The sequence below is a fragment of the Loktanella sp. Alg231-35 genome (genome assembly GCF_900143545.1).
GTDB lineage: Bacteria > Pseudomonadota > Alphaproteobacteria > Rhodobacterales > Rhodobacteraceae > Yoonia.
Genome location: NZ_FREV01000005.1, coordinates 1 through 23,940 on the forward strand (window position 1 = coordinate 1; position 23,940 = coordinate 23,940).

Below are 23,940 nucleotides of genomic sequence, written 5' to 3' on the forward strand. Positions count from 1 at the left end.
GACGAGATGTTTGACGGGATCTTCAAAGGCTTCAACGAGATCGGGCAACAATCGGTTTCGGCCATGCTGGCGCTGCTCGATGAGATGCTGCCCACCTTGCCATCTGAGGCACGGTTCGCTTTCATCCGCAAGCTGGCGACCCGGTCGGAGCCCCTGTGTGGAGAAGCTGCTGCTGCGCTACTACTTGCTACCGACCCGTCAGTGCGTGCTGGTGCGCTGGCGGGCCTTACTTTGCGCGAGGAGGCCGGTGATTTGTCGCAAGCCTTGTTCTCAAGGATCACGTTGATCCGAAGCTGGTTGCAGGACGCAGGCACTTTGCGCGGAATCGATGCTATCATCCGGTCCGCCCTCAAGAGCGGGACAAAGGCACCCGAGGCGCGCTCAAAACCCAAAATCCATCGTGCCGTCTCCTCCATGATCGACGGCAGCGGCGCTCAGAGCATCTCCATGGCCATTCAATCCGGTAGCCGCCGGGCCCTGGCGGTCGTGCTGCTCAAGCAGGGCTTTGGCGTCAAGGACGCCTTTGTGATCCCGTGCAACAGCGCCACCGAGCAAAAACAGATGATCGGACAAATCATGGATGAGGCAGGCGCGTTGGATACAACAGCGGATTATGCGTTCGCCGCTTTGTCCTGGGCGCTTGCCGACGGGCAATCAAACGGCAACATGCCCGCAGCAGGCCTGCTTGATGTCGTCGAGACCGCAGGTTTTGGTGATCTGCGCCCGCGAGAGGCAGATATCGCAGGTATCGCCTCCGCGGCCGACCCCGACGGTGAAGTCTCCGCCCTTTCGGCTCGTGCCCGCGGCAGTCTGATTATGGCCAGCGAAGATTGGCTCGATCGCTTCCCGATCTCGGACAGTTGGTTCGAGGACAGCGATGCCTCTTCAGATGCCATCGAAAGCGCGACGACGCAGAATTCGATGAACCGCAAGCTTTGGCAGCATCTGGAGACCCGCCGCGATTTCTGGGCCATGGTCTTTGCCCGCAACGCCGTCTTGCTGGCGGCCGCAAAAGACCCCACAGCCTCCGAGTTTGTCGCCGTAGCCCAGGCTATGACCGAGGGCCGCGATCTGAAGAAGACACCGATCATGCACTTCGTTCATGGCATGAGCTTTGAAGCCTGGGTCCATCAGGACGGGCTGCCGATGTCGTCTGGTGGCCTTGAGGTCACCGAAGAGCGCTTGCCACCGGGAGACTATGCTGAAGTCGCACCTTTTGGTGCAAAGGAACAAAAGGCGCTGGATAAACTCCTGCGCCCCGCGAAGATCACGCTGCCCTGGATGGAAGGCTTTCTGACCGGTCTCTGCACCGCGCCCAAGTTCATCAAACCCTCCGAGTGGATCGTCACGATCTTCAATGTCGTTGCCGAAGACCTTGCCTCAGAAGACGACATGCAAAAGCTCCTCGACCTGATCGTGCTGGCCTACAATCACCGCCTGTCCCTGTTGCGTGAAGGCGCGCCATCAGAGGCCCTGTTTCCGGCAGACCCTATCCTGTTTTCAATCTGGGCCGACGGGTATCTGACAGCCTGGGAAGCCCACAAACCTCAATGGTCCGCAAAATCTCTCGGAAAAGACAGCAAAGCCATGCGTACGCTCCTCGAAGAGGCGGCGGATTGCAAAACCAAAACCGACCAAGCGCCAAAGCTACGCAAATGGTTGATCGCGAGCGCCGAAAAACAGAAATGATGCTGCTTATCTGTTGACTGTCAGGATAAGTCGCCGAACTTGGCGCAGCATTCTTGTGCGCTGATCTGGCACTGACGCCGGAGCCCGGCACCGATCATGCAGCATATATCCAAAGCTGGTTGAAGGTTTTGAAGGACGACAAGCGCGCGATCTTCAGCGCCGCTGCCCACGCCCAACGCGCAGCAGATTTCCTTCATGGGTTTCAGGTCGAAGAGAAAAAAGCAGGAGCGGCGGCATAGCCGCTCCAAGCAGCAAAAGAAAATTGCGGTGGGCCTTTCGGCCCACCGCGCGAGGCTTAAAGACCTCGCATTCGGGATGCCAGTTCAGCCTCGATGTTTTCCAAGGAAGCCAGAGCATCTTTGCGCTCCTGCGATCCGCGCGGCGCAACAGAAAAAGCGTTGAAAGCTTCTCTGAAGAGACCGTGCAGTTGTTCAGTGCTGCGGGAAGCTGCTTCAAATCGTGTGACGAGTTTCATGTGATCCTCCATCGTCAAGGAGGCCCCAAACCACTCAGGGCCTTTCGGCCCATACACATCAAGGCGCTTGATGGTTTGGTTGGTCTACGTGTCGTAGCAGTGAGGATTCACGGAAGCGAAGACAGTCGTTTGGTGCAGCAATCTTCTGCCGGACTGCACAATTCACATTCTTCAAAGGGAGCGTGCTCTTTATCTGTCGAGTTCTGGACCGCGCGGTTTGCGTGTTCGACCTTCTCGCAGGCGTTGAAGACGATCTTGCGGTGATATGGCGTCTCGCCCTGTCTGACGAACGCGGACGGTTGGTTTTTGCTGCTGATCTTTACGCAAACTTTCAAGCCGCTCTTGAGCATTCTTCACCCGCTCAGCCGATATCTTTTTCTGGTTCTCAACGTAGGCCTGCCTCACCGAACGCGTATCAGCTTTGGAGCTCTGAACGCGTGGTTCTTTCTTCGCCTGTTGTTCTAAGCCACGCATCATCAATCGGTTGTTTGTTCGATCATGATGCAGGCCACGCAGCACCTCAGCATGACGATTGCGGGCTGAGACAATTTCAGCTTGAAGGTTCTGCCGGTCGTGGAGCTGAGCTTCGACTAAGGCATGACGCTGTTCACGGTCACGTTGAACCGACCATATCGCCTCCATCTCGTTTTGTTTTTCAAGCGCGGCACGTTTGCCGGTCACGCGGTCGAGCAAGCCGCGCAGGCCTTTTCGCAATCGCGCTGATCGAGCGGCGGCTTCTTGTTCAACGCGGGCCTTTTGACCGGCATCGAGCTTAGCACGTTCAGCCTGTTGCTGGGCTTGCACCTCCTGACGGCGTATCTCAAGCGCAGACTTCTCCGCGTTCGCGTCAGCGCGTGCTTTGGTAATGTAAGAGGCAAGCTTGGGCGCAATGTCTTGCGCGATGCGTTGGCGGGTTTCACTGACAGTGTTCAGCTCCTGCGGCTTACCCAGACGCGCTGTGATATCTTTCGACTTCTTGCCAATGGCGCGGGGGATCGAGATCACTTCCCCCTCGAACGTCAAAGCGACATGACCGCGCCGATCACCACGCGCCAGGAAAAGCCCACGCTCTTCAAGTGCATGCGAAAAACTGTTGCGGCTGTCCGAGATCGCCCAGGCTTCCTGAATATCGGCTTTTAGGTCTCCGGCATGCCGCCCGACACGTTTGGCTTGCTGCCATTCAGCCAGGGTGAAGTTGCGCGGATCGCGGTCCTGGTTGCTGGCTAAACCCCTTGGCATCTGCCAGCCATGTTCCAAATAGAGCTGTTTAGAGACTTCCATCAGCTTGTTCTTGAAGAACGGAAGCGGCTTGGCCGTCATAGTTTCGGCATCGATCCGGCTCCACACGGCATGGCAATGTCGCCGTCCTTCCTTTTCATGGAAGATGATCACACGGGGTTGGCTGGTCAGTCCGTGTTTTTCTTCAATGGCTGCAATGGCCTGTTCGAAGGTTTCGATCCGCACGGATTCGGTCTCAGGTGGGTTGAGCGAAACAGAAAACAAATACTGACGGCACTTTGTGCCCTTCGAGACTGCTTCAGCTTCGCGGAACGCACCTACGACATCATCTGTCATAAAGCCCCTGACATCGTGGATTTCGACATGTTCGTTCTCGGCGGTCTTCAATAAATGAAGCCCGAGCTGCTTGGCACCGCCGCGTTGAGAGCCTTTGAGGATCATGACGACCCCAAATCGCTGCGCTGACCGAGAGCGCGCAGCAGCTCTTCCCGCATCGCAGCAACATCGGCGCATGCGCTGCGAATATCTTTCTCGGTTTCTTCTAAGACCGGCAAGTAGCCAATGTTCACTGCTTTGGCGAGTTGATTAAGGTTGTTGGCGATCCGAGAGCTACCAAGCAAGGCCAGCAATTTCGCCAGGCTGGCATCGTCCTTGACAGGGCGTCTGAGCTTCGAGCGGGCGCGTTTGTGCGATGCACCACGCCCGTCAAAGAGTTTGCGCTTGATGTAGCTGCCCAACGGCTCATCGCCCGCTAGCTCTTCCAGGCGGCTTCTTTCCTCGAACGTGAGGCGCAATGAGAACGGCGCAGGCTTCTTCTTTGCCTGCTTTCCGGCTATCGCATTGAAACTATTGTCTGATGTGCTCATCGTCGCACCTCAGATCACTTGGATCATGTTGTGCGAGATGGGTTTCCCATTCGAGAAGGACGTCAAAGAGAGAGTTCAAACTATCTCTCTGCAACTGCACCATCAATCTTCTTGGTTCAGAACTGCGAATTGATGGTAAAGCCAACCGAAAACGTAGTCCTGTCAAATCGGCTGACATTGCTGTCTACTTTGGACAGATCAACACGCAAACCCGGAGTGAACCCGGCAAAAGAGACCTCTGGAAAACCGATGTTGGCTTCGGCAAAGACGGTTGTGTCCTGGCGTTCGTCGATATTGAAGCCCACTGCATAAACGGGATAGTCGGCCCATCGAATTCCGCCACCGGCGGATAGTTTGATAGGGCCGATTGGTTCTGACCAACCATAGAGAATGCGCAAACTCTGATCTTGTGACGTGTAGTTATCCAAATCGCCAACGCTGTCTGTAAACGTCGCGGTCCCGCTGATCTGATCACCATTTTGCAGACCATAGGTCAAACCGGCGCTGACGGAATTGCGATTGACTTCGCCAATGCCGGTCGCCCCGTAGATCAGCAACTCGCGCCGGTACGACAACGACATGCTGGTGCGTTCTGCCAGAGGAAACCGGCGATCAATCCCAACTCGCCAGATATCGTATGATTGATCTTCGGTTGTGCCCGCGCTCAGGTCCAGATCGCGGTATTGCACTTGGGCGCGCGACAGGGTGCCGCTCACCGTGCCGTTTTCCAGCGCCCGGTCATGGCGGAGCGACAATTGTAGGGAGTTGGTGCTTAATGCGTCATTAGGCACGCTGGTATCTTCGGTGATCCAGACCCGCGCTGCCTGATATTGAAGGCTAGCGATTGTGCGGCTCGTCGGGCTTTCTTGCAATCGATACTGGGTGCCAAACCCAAATGAGCCGCGCCAACCGGTCAGTGCAACTGCGTCTTCCGACAATGTGCAGGTCAATACACCAAGCGAGGAACAATCCTCATCCTCGGCCCCTCCATTCACATTATTCGACGGCACAAGTGAAAACGACAACTGCGTCGACCATGGATTGCGCTGCGCCACGGCGCGGGCATCGTTGATCGTGCGGGTGCGTTCAGCTTCATCCGGCGCAGAGATCAGAGCGAGGCGCAGCCAGAACGTGGCAAGGGTGAGTTCTTCGGCATTGGCAGCAGCAAGGGCGGTGACACGCGCGGCCTCATAACGCTGGGCGGGGCTTTCGGACAGGCGCCAAGCACGGGCACCAGCCGCGCGACCCGCTTTTGGGTCGCCCAAGCGCGGGGATGCGACAGCCAACACAACAAGGGCATCACGGTCATCAGGATCTTGGGCGAGGATCGCATTGGCAATCTCAACTGCCAGTGCCGGATCACCACCGACGGCGGCCTGCGCCATGATGACACGGGCCTGCGCAATGGGCACATCAATCTGTGTTTGTGCATTGGCGGAGCTGCAAAACAGTGCCGCCGCCAATGCCAGAATGCCACGTCGCATCATGCGACCGACAAGCCGAAACGCGGTTTAGGGCGCGTCCTGATCCAACACGAAAATACCATACTCACGTTCCCTGCCATCAGCTCCTGCAATTGCCCCGTCCGAAAATCCGGCGCCAAGCGCAACTGTTCCGGCAACGGCAGTAGCACCACTGCCACCAAAGGCACCAGAATAATCGCCAATACCAGTTAGGTCGCGAAGCTCCACAGTCCCAGTAAAACTGCCATCCGCGGAAATGTCGCCAACCGTTAGCACGATTTCTGGCAATGCGGTACCTGTCCCGGTGGGGCCATATGTCCGGTTGTAAATATTGCCGTTCACGGCGTTGTCGGTGAAGTCGGCCTTGAAGAAGACCTCACCATTCACCTGCATCGATTGTTGTGGTGTGGAGGCTTCGCCAGGACCGTCGCCGGCAGCGGGGCCAAAGTTCAACAGGCCAACGTAATCGCCGGAATAGTTGGCGATTCCACCCGTGGGTGCCGCGTAAGTGACCTGATTTACAGTCGCCCCACCAAAGAAACGGTTAAACTGACCGCCATCGGATACAACCACAGCGCTTACGCTGCCATCGGTCGATTCACCAGCAAATGCAGTGAAAAAGCGATCTGTCGCGCTGTTTTGCAGCGTGAAAATGTCATAATCCCCATCGGCGGTAGCCGGGCCGTAGGATTGGTTGACGTCATTGCCATCCAGCGTGATCTGCACAAGAAGACTGCCGTCACCGGCGTTATATGTTGCGGCGCGCAAGTCACCAACTACAATATTGTCGCTTGTCACAGCACCTGGGGTCGGATCGGTGACACCACCAGTATCAGGATCAGGATCAGTAGAGTCATCTGCGCGTTGGTCAGAGCACGCGGCCAAAACGAGCGCTGGTACGGTTAGTGCGACGGATCTGTTCATTATTAAATCCTCATTTACAATCTCAGTTGCGCGCAACTTCTTTGCGGCACCAGTACAAGTCAATACGCAACCTATGATTTAATCGCCTTTACGTGGAGGGATGGAGGTTTTGTCACGGCTCTCCATTTTCTATAGTGGCGCGACTCAGACCCTGATCCCCCGGAGACCGCAATGCCCATGACCCCCGAACAACAGGCCGAAATCGACGAATTGCGCAGCAACCCGCAGCCCACGCTGCGCGCAGTTGCACCGGGAATGGAGCAGCACCTCTACACTGCCTATGACGTGCTCGACCATGGTTTCATCCGGGTCATTGACTATATGGGCGACGACGCAGCCATCTGCCAGGCCGCCCGCGTGTCCTATGGCAAAGGCACCAAATCAGTGCAAAACGACGCCGGGCTGATCCGCTATCTGATGCGGCACTGGCACTCGACCCCATTCGAGATGTGCGAGATCAAGCTGCACGTCAAACTGCCCGTCTTTGTCGCCCGCCAATGGATCCGGCACCGGACCGCCAACGTCAACGAATACTCCGCGCGCTACTCGATCCTCGACCGTGAATTCTACATCCCCGAGCCCGACAAACTTGCCGCCCAATCGGTGATCAACAACCAAGGACGAGGCGAAGCACTGACGGGCGAAGAAGCCGCTCGCGTGCTCGAATACCTCAAAGGCGACGCAGCGCGCTGCTATGACCACTACGCCGAGATGATATCGGACGACGGCCAACAAGGCCTCGCCCGCGAACTCGCCCGCATGAACCTGCCCGCGAACATCTATACGCAATGGTACTGGAAGGTCGATTTGCACAACCTATTCCATTTCCTGCGGCTGCGGGCCGACAGCCACGCGCAATACGAAATCCGGGTCTATGCCGACGAGATTTGCAAAGTCGTCGCCGACTGGGTGCCCGCGGCCTATGGGGCGTTCGAAGATTACCGCATGGGTGGGGCGACACTCTCATCTAAGGCAATTGATTGCCTGCGGCGCATGCTCAAAGGCGAAGAAGTCACGCAAGAGACCTCGGGCATGTCCAAGGGCGAATGGCGGGAGTTTGAAGGGGTTATCGGGTAAGGAAACACCGGGTACAGGGTTTCTGAGGCGTTGGCACTGATGCTAGGCGACATGCATATTGAAAACCGTATGATCGCAGGTGGGTCGTGGTGGTGTTGAAGCAGGCTGGGGGCTTGGGTTGGGCCCCATTAAGAATGGTGGGATTACCGAATAAACGATGCACTTGCGTGTAGGGTCAGAAATCGAGGCCAAGATCAACTGTCATCGCAGAATGCGTTAAAGCTCCAGATGAAATGTAATCAACGCCCGTCGCTGCGATCGAAGCGATCCGGTCCAGCGTGACGTTTCCGCTGGCCTCGACTTTCATGCGCCCGTCTATCAAGGCGACGGCCTCGCGCAGCTGTGCATTGCTCATGTTATCAAGAAGCACCACCGACGCTCCGCCGACATCAAGGACCTCTTTCAACTGCTCGATCAGATCCACTTCAATCTCAACGGCCATCATGTGGCTTGCATGCGCCTTTGTGGCTTCAAGCGCTTGCCGAACCCCACCGGCCGCCGCGATATGATTGTCCTTGATCATTATCGCATCAGATAGTGAATAGCGGTGGTTGAAACCGCCGCCGTGCAGCACAGCAAGTTTTTCCACCAGACGCAGGCCCGGTGTCGTCTTGCGGGTGCAGGTCACGCGAGCGTTGGTGCCTGACGCTTCGGCCACAAATGAAGCTGTTTTTGTTGCGATTCCGGTCAAACGCCCTGCAAAGTTCAAGGCGACCCGTTCCGCGGACAGGATAGAGGCGGCGCTTCCTTTTATGGTCATTAACGTGTCGCCGGATTTGCAGGACTGGCCATCCGCGCGGTGTGTTTGGATATCAAGCGTGGCGTCAACCAAATGAAATGCAATGCGCGCCACCTGCATCCCCGATACTACCGCATCTGCACGGGCGTTCAGGCGGGCCTCGTAAGTCGTTTGGGATGGGATCACAGCGCGCGTTGTGACATCGCCGTAGCTGCCCAAATCTTCCATCAGCGCGTTCTTGATCATTGGTTCTAAGATTAAATCTGGAACACTTGAAAAGCTCATGATGTTTCCTCGCAAATTTTGGCTCGAAGGGTCAGTGCGTCTTTCAGCGTGAAGTGCGACCTTTGGCCATCACCGGGCAGACGATCCGGGAAATCAGACCGTTCATGTGCGCCGCGACTTTCTTCGCGACACAGCGCTGAGGCCGCGATCAAGGTGGCCGTCGCGGTCATGTTGAGAAACGAGACGCTGGCCCCAAAAGTTGCCTCAAGCTCCGCAATCTTACGCAAAGCTCTCTTGAGACTGCTGGCGTCCCGCACAACGCCAACATGGGCGGTCATTGTCTGGCGCAATTCGGCGACGGCTTTTGCGTCGGGCGGCGTGCTGCCATCTTCGAAAGTGATGTTGATCTGAGGAGAAGCACGTTCAGGCACGTAGGCTGCAATATTCGTGGCGCAAATGCGCGCGAAGACGAGCGCCTCCAGCAATCCGTTTGACGCCAGGCGATTGGCCCCGTGCAAACCCGTCGACGACGCCTCACCGCAGACCCACAGATTGCCAAGCGATGCGCGGCCTTCCGTATCCGTTCGAATGCCGCCCATGTGGTAATGGGCCGCAGCAGCCACTGGAATTGGCTCGCGTGCCGGGTCAATGTTGTTGCGAGCACAAGCCTTCGCAACGGCGGGAAACTCCGTTTTGATGGCCTCTCCCAGCACGTCGCGCGTGTCGAGCATCGGGCGAAGCCCTGCTTGGGATTGGGCAAAAATCTCACGGGCGACAACGTCACGCGGTGCAAGCTCTGCGTCGGGATGTACCGATTGCATGAACCGTTCGCCGCGGTTGTTGATCAGTGTCGCACCTTCACCGCGCAGAGCCTCTGAGGCCAGCGGCGATGGGTCTTCACCGACGTCCAGCGCAGTTGGGTGGAATTGGACAAATTCGGCATCAGCAATCACCGCCCCTGCGCGCGCCGCCAGACCGATGACTTGACCACGAATACGTGGCGGATTTGTGGTCACGGCATAAAGCCCGCCAGAGCCACCGCCAGCCATCAATACGGCGTTGGCGCGCAGCATGACCGGCGCAGACCGCAGATTATCCGCTGACTGTATGGCAATCCCCGTGACGTGGCTGTCTGTGACCTCTAGGTCCAGCGCCATTGTGCCTTCAAGAACCTGAATAGTTGGGGTTTGTCGGACTTCATCAATCAGTGCTGCCATGATCTCAGCACCAGCTTGATCGCCTTTGACACGGACGACACGGGCAAAGCTATGTGCGGCCTCGCGCGACATCACATAGTCGCCGTTCTCGGTCCGATCAAAAGGCGTGCCCAATGCGGTCAATTTAAGGACATGTTCCCGTGCTTCTTGGGTGACAAGGTCAGCAACCTTGGGATCGACCGTGCCGTCGCCTGCCTTCACGGTGTCGGCTGCGTGGCTCTGCGCACTATCCGCGGAATCCATGGCAGCCGCGACACCGCCCTGCGCCCAAGCTGAACTTGCGCCTTCGCCCAATTGCTCGGGTGAGATTATGACGACGGGGCGGGGCGCCAGCAAAAGCGCCGCATAGAGCGCACCGAGCCCAGCACCGACAATGACAATTCGGTCAGTTTGGATGGCTTTCATTTCGCTCAAAGGCCCAGTTTGCGCGATAGGTCGATCATGGCCTGAACGGATTGGCGCGCTTTTTCAGCGACACTTGGATCCACGAAAACTTCATTTTCACCGCTGTGCAGCACCCAGAGAATTTTTTCGAGCGATATCTTCTTCATGTAGGGGCACATGTTGCAGGGGCCCACGAATTCCACCTCTGGCAACTGATCCGCAATATTGGACGCCATCGAACATTCGGTGATCAGCAACGCCTTTTCTGGTTTGCGGTCTGTGACGTACTTGAGAATCCCACTGGTCGACCCAGAGAAATCAGCTTCTGCGACGACGTCTGGTGGGCACTCTGGATGCGCGATCAATTCGGTGCCCGGATTCCACTCTCTGAACTCTCGCAGATCTTTGGCTGTGTATTGTTCATGCACGATGCAAGAGCCGGGCCAATACACCACCTTCTTATGGGTTTGGTTGGCAATGTTCTGCGCCAGATACTGATCCGGCGTCATGATGACCGTATCGCTTTCCATCGCATTGACGATCTGAAGCGCATTTGAGGACGTGCAGCAAATGTCCGAAGCGGCTTTCACCTCGGCTGTCGTATTCACATAGGTCACGACGGGTGCGCCGGGGTATTTCGCGCGCATTTCTTCGATACCATCGGCGGTGATGCTCTCGGCGAGGGAACAGCCTGCGTCCATGTCGGGCATCAGAACGGTTTTCTCCGGGCTCAGGATTTTGGACGTTTCCGCCATAAAATGAACGCCTGCCTGAACAATGACCTGTGCTTCGACTTCACTCGCCTTCATTGCAAGTTGCAAGCTGTCGCCGACAAAGTCGGACACCCCATGAAAAATCTCGGGCGTCATGTAGTTATGCCCAAGAATGACGGCATTGCGTTCTTGTTTTAGGGCATTGATCGCTCTGACATAGGGCGCAAAAGTTATCCAGTCTGGCGGCGTCACGACCCGAGACATGCGTGCATAGGTACTCTCTAGGGCCTCAGCGCAGTCTTGCGATGGCTCCAGGTCATAATGGTCCGCAAGGACAGTGCGAACACGCGAAATATTTAACATTTTTGGGATCTCCTGCCGAATCGGATTTTCAATACACAACCGCCCCTCATAGGCCAATGGCTCAGTCGCTTGTCGGCGTCTACAGGTCTACTTTTGGAACCGGTGCTGCGAAGAATAGACGCGTCAGTTCGCGTCTTTTTGCAACACCAGAAACGTCATCATGCCCAAGGGTGGCAGCGATCTTTGTTCAACAACCGAAGTGTTGGATTCTTTTAGAACTGTGCTGATTTCAAAATCCGAATGCCAACCTAGAAGGTTGGCAAACGGGGCCGTTAGCCGCTCGATCCAGGCCAACAGGCCACGTTCTCTGGCGAAGTGATTTGTTATGACAATGCGGCCACCGGGTTTGCAGACCCGCGCCATCTCGGCCATGACCTTTTCGGGTTCAGGAACCACTGATATGATGTGCATCGCCGCGACGACATCAAACGACGCGTCCGGAAAGTCGAGGTCGCGCGCATCCATCTGGACGAGGTTTCGGACCTGTTTCAGGTCGAGCTGATCAGTTTTGGCTTGCGCCTTGGCCAACATATCTTCGCTGAAATCAATTCCGGTTACGGCCAAGTTGGGGCGATATCTCGGCAAAGCTAGGCCGGTGCCGACCCCGACCTCAAGAACGGTCTCGGCATCTTGCGCATTGATATATTCGACTGTTTTACACCGCCCGACATTTGTAATGGCGCCGAACGTTCTATCGTAAATCGGCGCCCAACGCGCGTATGAAGTTTTAATGGCTTTGAGTTCCAAGACGTTATCCTTTGGTTTCCCGTGAATTGGGGGAGGTGAGGTAGGCCCAGATCAGGCACCCAATATATGCCAGTGCAAGCACGGTGAGCGTTGCCCAAAGGTAGGTCAGCAACGCCGCTGTTAGAATGGCAGCACCCAACAGGAAGAATTTGGCATTGGCGCGATCTATCGCGACATTCTTGAAAGAGTATGTAGGCGTTTGGCTGATCATCAAAAATCCAATCAGGCAGATGTGAAGCGCGCCAATCACAGGCGGGATCAAAGGCAGGTCAGAAATGGCGAATGAGACAATCATCGGCAGCAGTACAAGAATGGCTCCGGCGGGCGACGGGATGCCCACAAAGAAATCCGAAGGTGGGTCATCATTTTCTGAACGGCTGCTGACGTTGAAGCGCGCGAGCCGCAGCAGGCAGCAGGTTGTATAGATCAATACGGCAATCCACCCAGCGCTTCGAAAATCCTGAAACAACCAGCTGTGCATGATCAAAACCGGGGCGACGCCAAAGTTGACGAAATCGGCCAAAGAATCGAGTTCGGCCCCAACCTCGCTGCAGCGGTTCATCAATCGCGCCAATCGACCATCCAAGCCGTCCAAAACACAGGCCACCAGAACAAGGCGCACCGCCATTTCAAAGTCGCGTTCATAGCCGAAACGGATCGCCGTAAGTCCGGCGCAAACAGCCGCGATTGTTAGCAGATTTGGCAGCAGATGGATGACCCGAACATTGGGTTGATTTGCGGATTCTGGCGGCTCAGCGGCCATGATCTAGTCCGCCCGCCCAATGCGTGCAGGCTCAGCCGTAGTAAGATCAGCAAGAACAGTTTCCCCCGCGATCATGCCTTGTCCGAGGCAGACCATAGGTGCGACACCATCAGGCAGGTAAACATCCAAACGAGAGCCAAAGCGTATCAGGCCAAACCGCTCGCCGGTCAATAAAGTGTCGCCTTTGGCGGAAAAACAGACAATCCGACGTGCTACCAGCCCTGCTATTTGCACCACGGCAAGCTGCCTTCCGTCGGCCATATCAATGCACAGGCTGTTGCGCTCATTGTCGGCGCTGGCCTTGTCCAGCGACGCATTGAAGAACTTTCCCGGACGATATGCGATCGCCGAAACCTGACCCGCGATAGGGGCGCGGTTCACGTGGCAATTGAAAACACTCATGAAAACACTGACGCGGGTCAGGGCCACGTCGGGCATGCCGAGCTCAGCCGGTGGGATGGCCTTCTCAATAAGAGAGACGACGCCGTCGGCCGGACTAACGATCAGACCTTCGCGCGTCGGTGTGACGCGCACGGGGTCGCGAAAAAAGTAATAACACCAGATCGTCAGCCCAACACCAATCCAACCTAAGAAAGAAGCCACAAGGAAAAGTAAAAGCGTGACGGCAGCAAAGATGGCTACAAATCTGCGACCTTCGGGATGCATCGGCTTAATGAACGTGTCACGCATCTTCATAGGGGTGTCTCAATACTCTGTGTAATACCCGCTACCTATAAGGTTAAGCCTAGCCCCTGCAACTCAATTGAGAGAGGAGTGGCGGGATAGAACTTGGACCAGTCGTCTCTATTTGGAATCAGCCCGCAAAGCTGTAGAACTGTATGTTCTTTGACGCGGCGGCAGCGAAAATCAACTTTGTCCCGCAATGCCCTGCATAAATATAGATGATTGGGTCGGTCAAATATACAATCGCCATATTTTGCCTCATAGGCAGCGGCTTGCAGCGCACCAATAACAAACTGTTCGTCATCTCTCTTGAGATTGTCCAGCCCCATTTCTATGGGCCACTTTTGAGCAATGTTTCTGGAATTGGCGGACGCATGTTTAAAGCCTGATGGGGTCGAACACGATTGTACTGTCTGAGCCATGTATTGATGACGATCTGTGCCTGTTTCGTGGTGTGGAACCATTCAGCATTCAGGACTTCTCGGCGCAGCGTGCCATTGAAGCGCTCGTTGTATCCGTTCTCCCAGGGTGACCCCGGGTATATCTGGATCGGCTTAATCCCGACCTTTCTCAGCCAGTCTTGTAGTGCTGTTGCGATGAACTCTGAGCCATTGTCCGAACGAATGTATACGGGTTTCCCGCGCCGCAAAAGCAGTGGGTAGAGCGCATCCAGCACATCCGCGCTGTTCATCTTTGGTTTGACCGCGACACACAGTGCCTCACGGGTATATTCATCCAGCACCGTGAGCATCTTGTAGGGCCGCCCGTTGCTCAGTTTGTCGTGCACAAAATCGACGCTCCAGATGTGATTGGGATGTTGCGGCCGCAGCCGGATGATTGAGCTGTCCTTGTGGTACAGTCGCCTGCGTTTCTTGTGTCGCCTTGGAAGTTGCAGGCCTTCTTCGCGCCACAGGCGTTCGATCTTCTTATGATTGACGGGCCAGCCTTCGACTCGCAGTAGTTCCGCAACCTTACGATAGCCGTAGCGCCCATATTGCTTGGCCAATCGGATCATTGCCAGGCGCAACACCTCATCATCCGTGGAAACCGCTTGGTATTGCAACGTGCTTCGGGCCACGCCCAGAACCCGACATGTGCGCCGTTCAGAGGTTGCCAGCTTTTGTCGGCTGTGCACCACGGCCTGACGAAGCTGGTCTGTCGTCAGGCCTTCGGCTTTAAATAATCAAGGCTCTCTTTGAGGATCAGCTTATCCAACTCAAGCTCCGCCACGATCTTCTTGAGCCGATCATTCTCTTTCTGAAGCGCCTTCAGATTGGCCATCTCCGATCGTCCCATGCCACCAAACCGTTTGCGCCATGTGTAATAGGTCGCGTCGCTGACACCAGCACTTCTGCAGGCCGTCGCTACATCTGAGCCAGACGCTAGGCTCAGTTCAATCTCACGCAAAAGCCGAAGAACATCTTCATCCGAGTACCGTTTCCGTGCCATCAATCCAATCTCCAAAACTAAGCCAACTTTGGCACAGTTTTAGGGGGCCAAGACATGCGCACAGAAGTACGCTCCAAACACGGTGACAGCCATCTGGGGCATGTGTTTACCGATGGACCGCGCGACAAAGGTGGCCTGCGCTACTGCATCAATTCCTCCAGCCTGCGGTTCATTCATCGCGATGCGATGGACGGCGAAGGCTATGGCGCATTCATCGACCAAGTGGAGGACATATAATGACTGAACGTGCAATTCTGGCTGGTGGTTGTTTCTGGGGTATGCAGGATTTGATCCGCAAACTTCCAGGCGTTGTATCCACTCGCGTTGGCTATACGGGTGGCGACGTGAAATTCGCCACCTACCGGAATCATGGAACCCACGCAGAGGGGATCGAAATCAACTTTGATCCGGCAAAAACCAGTTACCGCGCCCTTCTGGAGTTCTTTTTCCAGATCCACGACCCGTCAACGGCACTGCGCCAGGGCAATGATCGCGGAACGTCCTATCGCTCGGCGATCTATTACACCGACGAAGCTCAACGTGACGAGGCGTTGAACACGATTGCTGATGTTGATGCGTCTGGGCTGTGGCCTGGCAAAGTTGTGACCGAGGTTGAGCCTGCGAATGACTTCTGGGAGGCCGAACCGGAGCATCAGGATTATCTGGTCAACCGCCCCAATGGCTATACCTGCCACTTTGTCCGGCCGGATTGGGTTCTGCCGCGACGGCAAGCCGCCGAATAAATGCCGATACCTCCCCCCGTGTCCCGCGGGGGGCTGCCCTGAAATGGACTCAGGCATTTGCCTGATGAAAGGAGACACTATGCAATTTGGTTCCCTCAATGGTCCGGCCCACGAACTGCGTGTTAGGAAATGGATCGACGGCAATGGCGACCTCATGGATAAGCCGCTGCAACTGGCTGATCTGGGTGATGGGTATAAGATCATCTATGCGTTTCAACACTGGTGCCCCGGTTGTCATTCACGCGGGTTTCCTGCGCTGAAGTATTTGCACGACAACCTGAAAGACAAAGGGTTCAGCTTTGCAGCGATCCAAACTGTCTTTGAGGGGCCCAAGGTCAACACGTTCGACAAGCTGCGGATCAATCAGGAACAATACAGCCTGAAAATTCCGTTTGGCCATGATGTGCCCGCGGAAGGCGAACGGCACCCGTCGTTTATGGAGGATTACGTCTCTGGCGGCACGCCTTGGTTCACCGTGATCGACCCGCAGGGCAATGTCGTCTACGCTGATTTCCGGATCGATCCTGTGCGTTTCATGAAGGCGCTCAGAGCCGACGACGTCGAGTTCGAAAACGCCTAGCGACACCTTTGGCGGGGTGGCAATCGCCTCGCCAAACCTGCTTTGATTTGAAGAGGACGCCCGATGACCAAACATGATCTCAAGTTGGGTTTCGGCAACGCCAACACCCGCAACCACCGCGTGGAAGAGGCGCTTCAAGCCGCTGAAGCGGGCGATATGGCTCCGTTCAGAAAACTGCTGGAAGCCCTTCGCCCCCCGTTCACCAAACCCGACGGACTTGAAGATTACGAAGGGCCAGCCCCCGCAGGCGCCGCGCCGATCTTGTCTGTTGCACTTGCCAGGTGCGGCGAAGCACAAAATCCGCCTGACCTGCCCGTTTCTGCTGCGGGTCCCGGTCACGCATCAGAATTGGTATGCGAAATTTAATCTAGGGAAAAAGAAATGACCGACGTAGCATTTGAAAACACGCGATTTGATCCCGATCAGATCGCGTTTCATGACATCGCCAAGCAAATGGCAAAATCGGTTGGATATACTGCTGATATGACAGTGGACGGCCAGCTCGCACAGCTATTGCGCCTGCGGGTTGCGCAGATGAACCCATGTTCCTACTGCCTAATCCTGCACACACAAGCCGCCCACGACCAAGGCATCCATCCCGCAAAAACTGCGCATTTGGCAAGTTGGCAGGAAAGCACATTGTTCACGCCGTTCGAACAAGCCGCACTGGCCTATTGCGAGGGGCTCACCGCCTATGATCTCGCAGGTTTCGCGCCGCTGCATGACGCTTTAAGCGCATATTTCTCAGCCGTCGAAATTGCTGAAATCGCCGCCATCGTCATCAACATGAACTTGTGGACACGCCTGAAACTGGCACAAGGCGCAACACCGGTTTTGGGAAACTGATATGGAAACGTCGCATGGTTCGTTCGAGATTATCTTATTGGGCATTCTGGCGTGCGTTTTCGTCTATTCCCTTCTGACCAAAGCCATTTCAAAAACCATTCTGACGTTGCCGATCATCTTCATGATCGTCGGATACCTCAGCGCGCACCCGCTGGAGATGCTGGCCGAACCCGAGGTTCTGGACGTCGGAAAACGCCTTCTGGCAGAAGTCACGCTAATCCTTGTGTTGTTTTCGGACGCTAGCCATGTGCGCTTTAAGACCCTGCGCAGGAACTTCAACGTGCCATTGCGCATGTTGGTGATCGGGCTGCCGCTCACCATCTCACTTGGCATGCTCGTCGCATATCTTTTGAGCCCGGAAAGCGGGCTGGCAATGGCGCTTTTGACGGCGGCGGTTCTTACCCCAACGGACGCCGCCTTAGGGCAAACTGTGGTCTCTAGCGAGGACGTGCCCGAACACCTCAGCGAGACAATCAATGTAGAAAGTGGCCTTAATGATGGGCTGGTTCTGCCGTTTGTGTTGTTTGGGGCGATCCTTGCGGCTGCGGGCTTGGATGGCGCAAACACCGATGGATTGGCGACCTCTGCCGTCTTGCAGGTGATTTTGGGGCCAGTGGTCGGCATCGCGTTCGGCTGGGGCGTTGCCAAGGTAATGGATTACGCCCAATACAAAGACCTAATGGTTGAGGCAGCGGGCGGCGTAGCCTTCCTTGCTGTCGCGTTTTCGGCCTACATCGGGTCTGAATTGATTGGCGGGAACGGATTTATTGCGGCCTTTGTTGCGGGCATGGTTTTCGGCAATACCTATCAGCACGAAATCCACTTTATCGGTGAGTTCATGGAAGGTGTTGGGCAACTGCTCACGATGTTTGCCTTCTTGATCTTCGGTGCGCTCTTGTTGCCAGACGGGTTGGAGCACATGACCTGGAACGCCGTCATCCTCGCCCTTTTGTTTCTGACAGTCGTTCGGATGCTTCCCATTTGGCTGTCACTTCTGGGCACGGGTTTAGCGTTGCGCGAAAAACTTTTCTTAGGCTGGTTCGGCCCACGTGGGCTTGCCTCGATATTGTTCACGCTCATCATGATGGACGAATTTGATTTCCCCGGTGAACAGGAACTCCTCGCTTGTGTTTCGATGACCGTCTTTCTGTCGATCATCTTGCACGGCATGTCCGCCGTCCCATTGTCCAAATGGATCGGCCGCGCCTCTCTGTAACCCTTCGCAAGTACCGGAGATCTCAATGGGCATAAAGCCTGCATAGTCTGCAGTGTCGCCGTTTGATCTAGAAATTGCTGCGCTCTTAGTCAAAGTCCGCTAAGGGCCGTTAACTACAGCAACCACTCGTGCATTGAGATTTCTTAACAGGTTTTACGTCTTCTTCACTCAGCGGAAAATCACCTGTGAGCGTCAACTCCGGCACTTGAAGTGCGACCGAGAGCTTTGCGACGGTCGATTGCGGCAGAGAAGACTGGGTCTCTGCTTCAATTTTAGCTAGCATTCGCTCGGTAAGGCCCGACAATTTTGCCAGTTTTGGTCGCCCGATTTTCCGGCCTCTACGAATGGCTTTGAGGCGATCACTTTTGATGTGCAATTGGTTTGTCATTGGAATCAACTATCAAGTGTTGCCCTAGCTTTCTAGGCATAATGCAGGCCCATAAATTTCTTAGTTTAATCCCAATGGGGGCTTTGTTGCACGAACCGGGTGAAGGACCTTCTTCCCCTTACATTTGACGGCTTCAGCCTAAGGGTTCAGTGATAGGTATGCCAGGAGCTGTGTTGCGGTTGAGAACAGCGATGTCTTGATCGTGAGGGATTTTGGTGCAGAAGTTCGGGCAGATGCTGCAATGCCTCCGACGGCAGCCGAGAGCCCAGATCGGGCCTTTTGATTTCGTGCTGCGTGGGCTCGCAGTGTCAGCAATACTTAGAGCCAGCGCGCACGGCAACGAGACGCACATAAATCAGTAAGATTGGTGGCTGCTCCGCGCGCACGGCTTTTCAATCCCTTGGCTGGCTTGCTGCGTCCCGATAGGCCTTGGGCGTCATGCCCGTTTCCCGCTTGAACGCTTTGTAGAATGTCGAGCGCGAGTTGAAACCAACATCCAATGACACCGTCAATGTCGATGCCTCACCCTCAAAAATAAGCGGTTTTGCGGCCTCAATCCGGTGATGCGCAATATAGTCAAAGAACGTTGACCCCATTTGCTCATTGAGCGTTTGCGAAATTTGATTGGGTAAAGCGCCCACATGGCGGGATAGCTTTTGCAAGGAAAGGTTCGGATCAAGGTATAGCGCATCCTGTGTCATTGCCGCTCTAATCCGCGTTGCAAGCTGTTCCGCGTGTGCTTCTGTCAAAGCAGATCGCGCATACTTCGGCTCCGACGGGTCGTTTGACGGCGCATGTTCTTCGATCTCCGTTTCTGGTGTTTCTATCGATGCAAAGGCCATAACGAATAACAGCAGGCAGGCTGTCAGGACGCAAATGAGCTCCTTAACAACGAGACGATCAAACCCTGTGTTATCTGCAACAAAAGTGAATGCGGTCGCGGCCCATAGGGCAACAAGGGACACCACAAACCAGTCCAGCCAACGCAATTCGCGATCTTCAAGGTTAGAATAAAGCGACCGGAGTTCAGACCGGTATTTGTGCAACCGTCGAAGTGTCGCGACGAGATACAGACACGATGAAACGACCCAGCAGAAAATCAGGATGAACGTGACCAGAACCAGCGTTGAAGGTATAATCCCCGCTGGCAGCTCACCCGCAATGAACATCGCAGATTTGTTAGCAGCGGGCTGGAACCAATAGCCGATCATGACCACGCCGCCCACAACCGGCAAAACGATGTCGCGCCAACGTATCGTCGAAGGCCGGAGTTCGGTCGTCTTTGCACCCACATAATAGAAGACTGCGGGGGGGAGAATGAGCAGCAGCACCAGAACGGCTGGTAAGTAAAACCCGTAAATCGAGGGGGCGTATGTAAATACGAGCGGCATTGAAACGATGCCGGCAAACACACCAAAGACCAGCGAGAGATAAAAACTTGCAAGCCTGTCTTGCGTGCCGCGTACCGCTGCCATTGCGCCTGCCAGCGCGATACCCAAGCAGGCGGCAGAAAGGGGGATGATTCCATCTGTATGCATGTAGATTGATAGGCTCAGTTCTTTACCGGCATCAATGCTCTACCAACATCATTGTACGAAATGCCACTCCGGACAGTTGAAATGGTACGCGCCGTCCCGCGCGGACGAAAAACCAAAATTTCTGGGTCAGAGAGGGTTTAAATTTCACGGCCATCAGATGTTCGGCCACAACTGTAGAGAACCCTAATGTTTATTCTTGTCACCATGATCACCGTCGCCCACATCGCATCCGGAACCATCGCCGTTTTGATGGGGGCCATCACCTTCGCCGTCCGAAAAGGTGCAGCGTCCCATGTCAACGCTGGCCGCGTGTTTACCGCAGCGATGGGCTTGTCGTCATTTCTCGGCGCGGCCCTTGGGCTGATCAAGTTTGAAACCTTCTACATTACTTTCCATGCGGGCGTGCTGGGGATGACCTTGGTCATAACTGGGTGGTTGCTTGCAAGGGCGCAGAACGGGCATCTCGGTGCTCCATTCGTTGTCTTGGGATGTATTAACTTTCTGAATACCATGGGCTTGGTTGCCGCCGGAGTTTTCGCGCTGACCTTACCAGATCAGATTTTGCGTGGATTTGCTGCGACCGACTACTTTTTTCTGGCGGGTATCGCGGGCGTGGCCTTCATCAACGATCTTGCGGTGCTCTTGCGCAAGACCCTGTCTGACAGACATCGGATCGCCCAGCACTTGTGGCGTATGTGTATCGGATTTTTCATCGCCGCGGGCTCTGCATTCACGGGGCCGGGTGCGGGCATCTTTCCCGAGGTCGTGCGTGATAGCGGCATTCTATCGCTTCCCGAACTGACAATTATCCTGCTGATGCTGTTTTGGCTTTTCCGTATCCTGTTTGGAAGGGCGCGCCGTCCGCTCCCGACGCGGCCTTAGCGTCCAAACCATTTCGGGCGATAACGGTCCGCGTTGCTTCAAACTGTCATTGTGAGGCGACCAATTCTTGATCTAGTATTTCTTGGGGGGCAACTGCACAGGCCTACAGCTATCACGCTGATTTAAACGGTTAGTCCCATCACCCGGTGGTACAACATAGCCGTTCTTTTCAACAAAGCCCTCCATTCGAACAACAATGCCTCGAAGCGCTTTCCATCAGTATTGACGGATATCAATACAAACACGGTAACAGTCGCCACACTCGCCGTAGGTGTTTGTTTTCAAGGGCGCTGACGTCAGACAGATGTCATCGGGTTGGCAGCGCTTTTTTTACATGATGAATTCAAATGACATCGTGCCAGACACTGCTCATACTCTGGCATATGGACGCTTGCGGCTACTCTGTCACACCTCGACGGTGTTTTTCGTCGTCACCTCGGCGGATGGCGACGTCGTCTACAACTTCTTTCAGCAACAGGACTCTGAACAATGAAAATAGGATTTATCGGCCTTGGCAATGTCGGTGGGAAACTCAGCGGCAGCCTGCTGCGTAACGGGCATGATCTGACGGTTCATGATTTGAATGGTGATTTGGTGGCGCAGAAAGTCGCTGATGGTGCCAAGGCAGGCGAAAGCCCCGCTCAGATGATGCGCGATTGTGATGTGGTGATTACCTGTTTGCCGTCGCCTGCGGCATCGGATGCGGTCATGCAAGAAATGCTGCCAGAGATCGACGCAAGTAAGATCTGGATGGAAATGTCGACCACCGATCAGGCCGAGGCAGAGCGCCTGGGCGGTCTGGTGATCGCAGCGGGCGGCGCAGCAGTGGATTGTCCGGTTTCAGGGGGCTGTCACCGGGCCGATACTGGCAATATCTCGATTTTTGCAGGCTGTGATCGGGCCACCTTTGAACGGATCCTGCCTTTGCTGACGACGCTTGGGCGCCGTGTGCTGCACACGGGCGATCTGGGTTCGGCTTCGATGCTCAAGGTGCTGACCAACTATCTTGCGACTGTCCACCTTGTTGCCAATGCCGAAGCGTTGGTCACGGCCAAAGCCGCGGGCATGGACCTTAATACCGCTTATGAAGCCATCGCCATTTCTTCGGGCACCTCGTTTAGCCATGTCACTGAAAGTCAGGTCATTCTGAATGGTTCGCGCGATATCTCATTTACGATGGATCTGGTAAAGAAGGACATCGGCCTGTTTCAAGAAATCGCCGAGCGCAACAATGTGCCCTTGGAGGTCTCACCGCTGATCTGCAAGATTTTCGAGGACGGGATTGCACGCTACGGTGACCGGGAACTTTCGCCCAATATCATTCGCCGTCTGGAAGACGCCACAGGCCTTGATATCCGTGCGCCCGGCTTCCCCCCCGAGATGGCAGACGACGAACCCGAAGAACCCGGTTACGAGGTCACGCCAACAGGGCTTTAACCAAACGGTGCGGGCTTGCTGTCGCGGTTGCCCAGTACCCATTGATAGATATCGTTGATCTGCTCGGCGCGCCGGGGCCAGGTAAATGTCTGGTGTATCCAGCGTTGCCCTTTCTCGCGCAGCGCTAATAGCTGGGCGGGATCATCTGCAATCCCTGTCAGCGTCGCGCGCAGGTCGGTGATCAGTTGATCCCGTGTGCTCAGCGGCAGTTTGAACCCAAGGTCCGGCGGAATATTGTCGCCCGGCCCCCCATAATCGACGATCACCGGAACAAGGCCAATCGCCATCATTTCAAGGATCGAGGTGCCGCCGAATTCGCGCACGCTTGGGAACGCAAAGATATCCGACGCAATCGCGGTGGATTGCAGGTTTTCATGCGGCACCCAACCATGCAGTGTAACGGCCTCTGCGATACCCTCACTTGCTATGATTTCGTTGAGCGTCGGCATCAAGGGGCCGTCGCCGATCAGATCAATATGCAGGCGGCCCTCGCGCAACAGCGGGGCAGCGGCCCTTAGCAGTATGTCAGGCCCCTTGTAGGGCACCATGCGGCCGACAAAACAGGCGCGTAGCGGTGTGCTGAGCCCCTCTTTTGGGGAGAGTGAGAAGCGGTCAATATCTACGGCACTTTCCGAAATCTGGATGGTCTTCTGTGTCAAATTTGAAGGGATTTCAGAAGCGGTCGCACTGGATCCCACAATGATCGCGCTCGCCGCATCCAGCATACGCCTATATCCGGGGGCAAGCCGATGGGCGCTGCGGATATACGACATGTATTCACGCTCGCGCCGTCGTTCTGCCCCAAACCCCTTGGGCCAGGGCAAGCCGCCGTTGATCGGGCCCAGCACGAAGGGCACGTCGATCTTGGCACATTTGCGTGCAATGGTTGAGTGCGAAGTCGGGCTCATCGGGGTGATCCGATGCACAATATCGAAGGCCCCGGCACGTAGCTGATCCTTGAACTTGCGCCAGACCAACCGTTCAAAATAGGGATAGGTCATGGACTGGAACGTCTGTAACGTCGTCCAACCCTTGCCAGCGTCGCCACGCAGTTTATTGGCCACACCCACGGCAGGCGCTTCGAGCCATTCTGTGTCGATTGCGGTGAAATCTTCGCCCTCGACCCTGCCAGCCTTAAGAAATGCCGCGCGGTTGCGGGCCTGCGTGACGACATGCACATCTGCGACGGCGCGCAAGGCCTCACTATGAAGCCAACCGATCAGAGGCACGCTCACCCATTCAGGGTTGGCGGCTTCTGCAATGACGAGGACACGGGGTTTGGTTTGCATCAGG

General features: G+C 55.6%; 24 protein-coding genes and 3 pseudogenes. 11 read left to right on the plus strand and 16 right to left on the minus strand.

Features of this window, described 5'->3' with window-relative positions; all coding sequences use genetic code 11:
- Nucleotides 1–1,689 (plus strand): UPF0149 family protein (locus DHN10_RS12720; protein WP_159086993.1); only part of this gene is annotated, 1,689 nt, incomplete at its 5' end.
- 29 nt (nt 1,690–1,718) lie between these two features.
- Nucleotides 1,719–1,928, plus strand: a pseudogene (locus tag DHN10_RS12725) (zincin-like metallopeptidase domain-containing protein); the annotation flags it as partial.
- A gap of 56 nt (nt 1,929–1,984) precedes the next feature.
- Here the strand turns inward: DHN10_RS12725 and DHN10_RS12730 are convergent.
- The 5 genes from DHN10_RS12730 to DHN10_RS12750 all read right to left on the minus strand — a co-directional run bounded on the left by DHN10_RS12730 (nt 1,985) and on the right by DHN10_RS12750 (nt 6,656).
- Nucleotides 1,985–2,164, minus strand: coding sequence for a hypothetical protein (locus DHN10_RS12730; protein ID WP_108816057.1), 180 nt, complete (start codon nt 2,162–2,164; stop codon nt 1,985–1,987).
- A 189-nt stretch (nt 2,165–2,353) separates the two neighbouring features.
- Nucleotides 2,354–3,844: a relaxase/mobilization nuclease domain-containing protein gene (locus tag DHN10_RS12735; RefSeq protein ID WP_108815735.1), complete on the minus strand. Its 1,491-nt coding sequence runs from the start codon at nt 3,842–3,844 to the stop codon at nt 2,354–2,356.
- On the minus strand, nt 3,841–4,269 hold the full coding sequence (gene mobC, locus DHN10_RS12740) for a plasmid mobilization relaxosome protein MobC (protein ID WP_108815736.1): 429 nt from the start codon (nt 4,267–4,269) through the stop codon (nt 3,841–3,843). Before mobC ends, DHN10_RS12735 begins: the two co-directional genes overlap by 4 nt.
- Before the next feature lie 116 nt (nt 4,270–4,385).
- Nucleotides 4,386–5,753, minus strand: a complete 1,368-nt coding sequence (locus DHN10_RS12745; protein WP_234417125.1) for a surface lipoprotein assembly modifier — start codon at nt 5,751–5,753, stop codon at nt 4,386–4,388.
- Between the two features lie 27 nt (nt 5,754–5,780).
- Nucleotides 5,781–6,656 carry a hypothetical protein gene (locus DHN10_RS12750; RefSeq protein ID WP_108815738.1) on the minus strand — a complete coding sequence of 292 codons (876 nt, stop codon included), beginning with the start codon at nt 6,654–6,656 and terminating at the stop codon, nt 5,781–5,783.
- Nucleotides 6,657–6,827: 171 nt separating this feature from the next.
- Here DHN10_RS12750 and thyX point away from each other — a divergent pair, with 171 nt between their 5' ends.
- Nucleotides 6,828–7,733 (plus strand): FAD-dependent thymidylate synthase, encoded by a 906-nt coding sequence (gene thyX, locus DHN10_RS12755; RefSeq protein ID WP_108815739.1) that lies wholly within the window; start codon nt 6,828–6,830, stop codon nt 7,731–7,733.
- 175 nt (nt 7,734–7,908) lie between these two features.
- Here the strand turns inward: thyX and nadC are convergent, their stop codons facing one another.
- From nadC to DHN10_RS12790, 8 genes and pseudogenes are all read right to left on the minus strand, one after another.
- A complete protein-coding gene (gene nadC, locus DHN10_RS12760; RefSeq protein WP_108815740.1) occupies nt 7,909–8,757 on the minus strand; it encodes a carboxylating nicotinate-nucleotide diphosphorylase in 849 nt (282 codons plus the stop codon).
- A complete protein-coding gene (locus DHN10_RS12765) occupies nt 8,754–10,319 on the minus strand; it encodes an L-aspartate oxidase (RefSeq protein ID WP_108815741.1) in 1,566 nt (521 codons plus the stop codon). The genes nadC and DHN10_RS12765 overlap by 4 nt, the downstream gene beginning before the upstream one ends.
- 5 nt (nt 10,320–10,324) lie before the next feature.
- A complete protein-coding gene (nadA, locus tag DHN10_RS12770) occupies nt 10,325–11,374 on the minus strand; it encodes a quinolinate synthase NadA (RefSeq protein WP_108816058.1) in 1,050 nt (349 codons plus the stop codon).
- A gap of 123 nt (nt 11,375–11,497) precedes the next feature.
- Nucleotides 11,498–12,121: a class I SAM-dependent methyltransferase gene (locus tag DHN10_RS12775; RefSeq protein WP_108815742.1), complete on the minus strand. Its 624-nt coding sequence runs from the start codon at nt 12,119–12,121 to the stop codon at nt 11,498–11,500.
- A 4-nt stretch (nt 12,122–12,125) separates the two neighbouring features.
- Entirely contained in the window at nt 12,126–12,884 is a 759-nt protein-coding gene (gene pssA, locus DHN10_RS12780; RefSeq protein WP_108815743.1) for a CDP-diacylglycerol--serine O-phosphatidyltransferase, read from the minus strand.
- 3 nt (nt 12,885–12,887) lie between these two features.
- On the minus strand, nt 12,888–13,580 hold the full coding sequence (locus tag DHN10_RS12785) for a phosphatidylserine decarboxylase (RefSeq protein ID WP_108815744.1): 693 nt from the start codon (nt 13,578–13,580) through the stop codon (nt 12,888–12,890).
- A gap of 35 nt (nt 13,581–13,615) precedes the next feature.
- Nucleotides 13,616–13,897, minus strand: coding sequence for a hypothetical protein (locus DHN10_RS19755; protein WP_159086994.1), 282 nt, complete (start codon nt 13,895–13,897; stop codon nt 13,616–13,618).
- Nucleotides 13,898–13,899: 2 nt separating this feature from the next.
- Nucleotides 13,900–15,017, minus strand: a pseudogene (locus tag DHN10_RS12790) (IS3 family transposase).
- Nucleotides 15,018–15,071: 54 nt separating this feature from the next.
- On the opposite strand from DHN10_RS12790, the pseudogene DHN10_RS12795 reads away from it, so the two are divergent.
- From DHN10_RS12795 to DHN10_RS12820, 6 genes and pseudogenes are all read left to right on the plus strand, one after another.
- A pseudogene (locus DHN10_RS12795) lies at nt 15,072–15,254 on the plus strand (peptide-methionine (R)-S-oxide reductase); the annotation flags it as partial.
- Nucleotides 15,254–15,760, plus strand: coding sequence for a peptide-methionine (S)-S-oxide reductase MsrA (gene msrA, locus DHN10_RS12800; RefSeq protein WP_108815745.1), 507 nt, complete (start codon nt 15,254–15,256; stop codon nt 15,758–15,760). The pseudogene DHN10_RS12795 and the gene msrA, both read left to right, overlap by 1 nt.
- Nucleotides 15,761–15,839: 79 nt before the next feature.
- Nucleotides 15,840–16,340 (plus strand): peroxiredoxin family protein, encoded by a 501-nt coding sequence (locus tag DHN10_RS12805; RefSeq protein ID WP_108815746.1) that lies wholly within the window; start codon nt 15,840–15,842, stop codon nt 16,338–16,340.
- A gap of 63 nt (nt 16,341–16,403) precedes the next feature.
- Entirely contained in the window at nt 16,404–16,706 is a 303-nt protein-coding gene (locus tag DHN10_RS12810) for a hypothetical protein (protein ID WP_108815747.1), read from the plus strand.
- A gap of 15 nt (nt 16,707–16,721) precedes the next feature.
- Entirely contained in the window at nt 16,722–17,186 is a 465-nt protein-coding gene (locus DHN10_RS12815) for a carboxymuconolactone decarboxylase family protein (RefSeq protein ID WP_108815748.1), read from the plus strand.
- Between the two features lies 1 nt (nt 17,187).
- Nucleotides 17,188–18,402, plus strand: coding sequence for a cation:proton antiporter (locus tag DHN10_RS12820; protein WP_108815749.1), 1,215 nt, complete (start codon nt 17,188–17,190; stop codon nt 18,400–18,402).
- 109 nt (nt 18,403–18,511) lie between these two features.
- On the opposite strand, the gene DHN10_RS12825 is transcribed toward DHN10_RS12820, so the two are convergent.
- The gene (locus tag DHN10_RS12825; RefSeq protein WP_108815750.1) at nt 18,512–18,790 is read right to left on the minus strand and encodes a helix-turn-helix domain-containing protein; all 279 of its coding nucleotides are present in this window, start codon (nt 18,788–18,790) and stop codon (nt 18,512–18,514) included.
- Nucleotides 18,791–19,182: 392 nt separating this feature from the next.
- On the minus strand, nt 19,183–20,328 hold the full coding sequence (locus DHN10_RS12830; RefSeq protein ID WP_108815751.1) for a helix-turn-helix domain-containing protein: 1,146 nt from the start codon (nt 20,326–20,328) through the stop codon (nt 19,183–19,185).
- A gap of 186 nt (nt 20,329–20,514) precedes the next feature.
- On the opposite strand from DHN10_RS12830, the gene DHN10_RS12835 reads away from it, so the two are divergent.
- Nucleotides 20,515–21,210, plus strand: coding sequence for a hypothetical protein (locus DHN10_RS12835; protein WP_108815752.1), 696 nt, complete (start codon nt 20,515–20,517; stop codon nt 21,208–21,210).
- A gap of 489 nt (nt 21,211–21,699) precedes the next feature.
- A complete protein-coding gene (locus DHN10_RS12845) occupies nt 21,700–22,647 on the plus strand; it encodes an NAD(P)-dependent oxidoreductase (protein ID WP_108815754.1) in 948 nt (315 codons plus the stop codon).
- Here the strand turns inward: DHN10_RS12845 and DHN10_RS12850 are convergent.
- On the minus strand, nt 22,644–23,936 hold the full coding sequence (locus DHN10_RS12850; RefSeq protein WP_108815755.1) for a glycosyltransferase family 4 protein: 1,293 nt from the start codon (nt 23,934–23,936) through the stop codon (nt 22,644–22,646). The two genes, DHN10_RS12845 and DHN10_RS12850, sit on opposite strands and share 4 nt — an antisense overlap.
- Nucleotides 23,937–23,940: the final 4 nt, after the last annotated feature.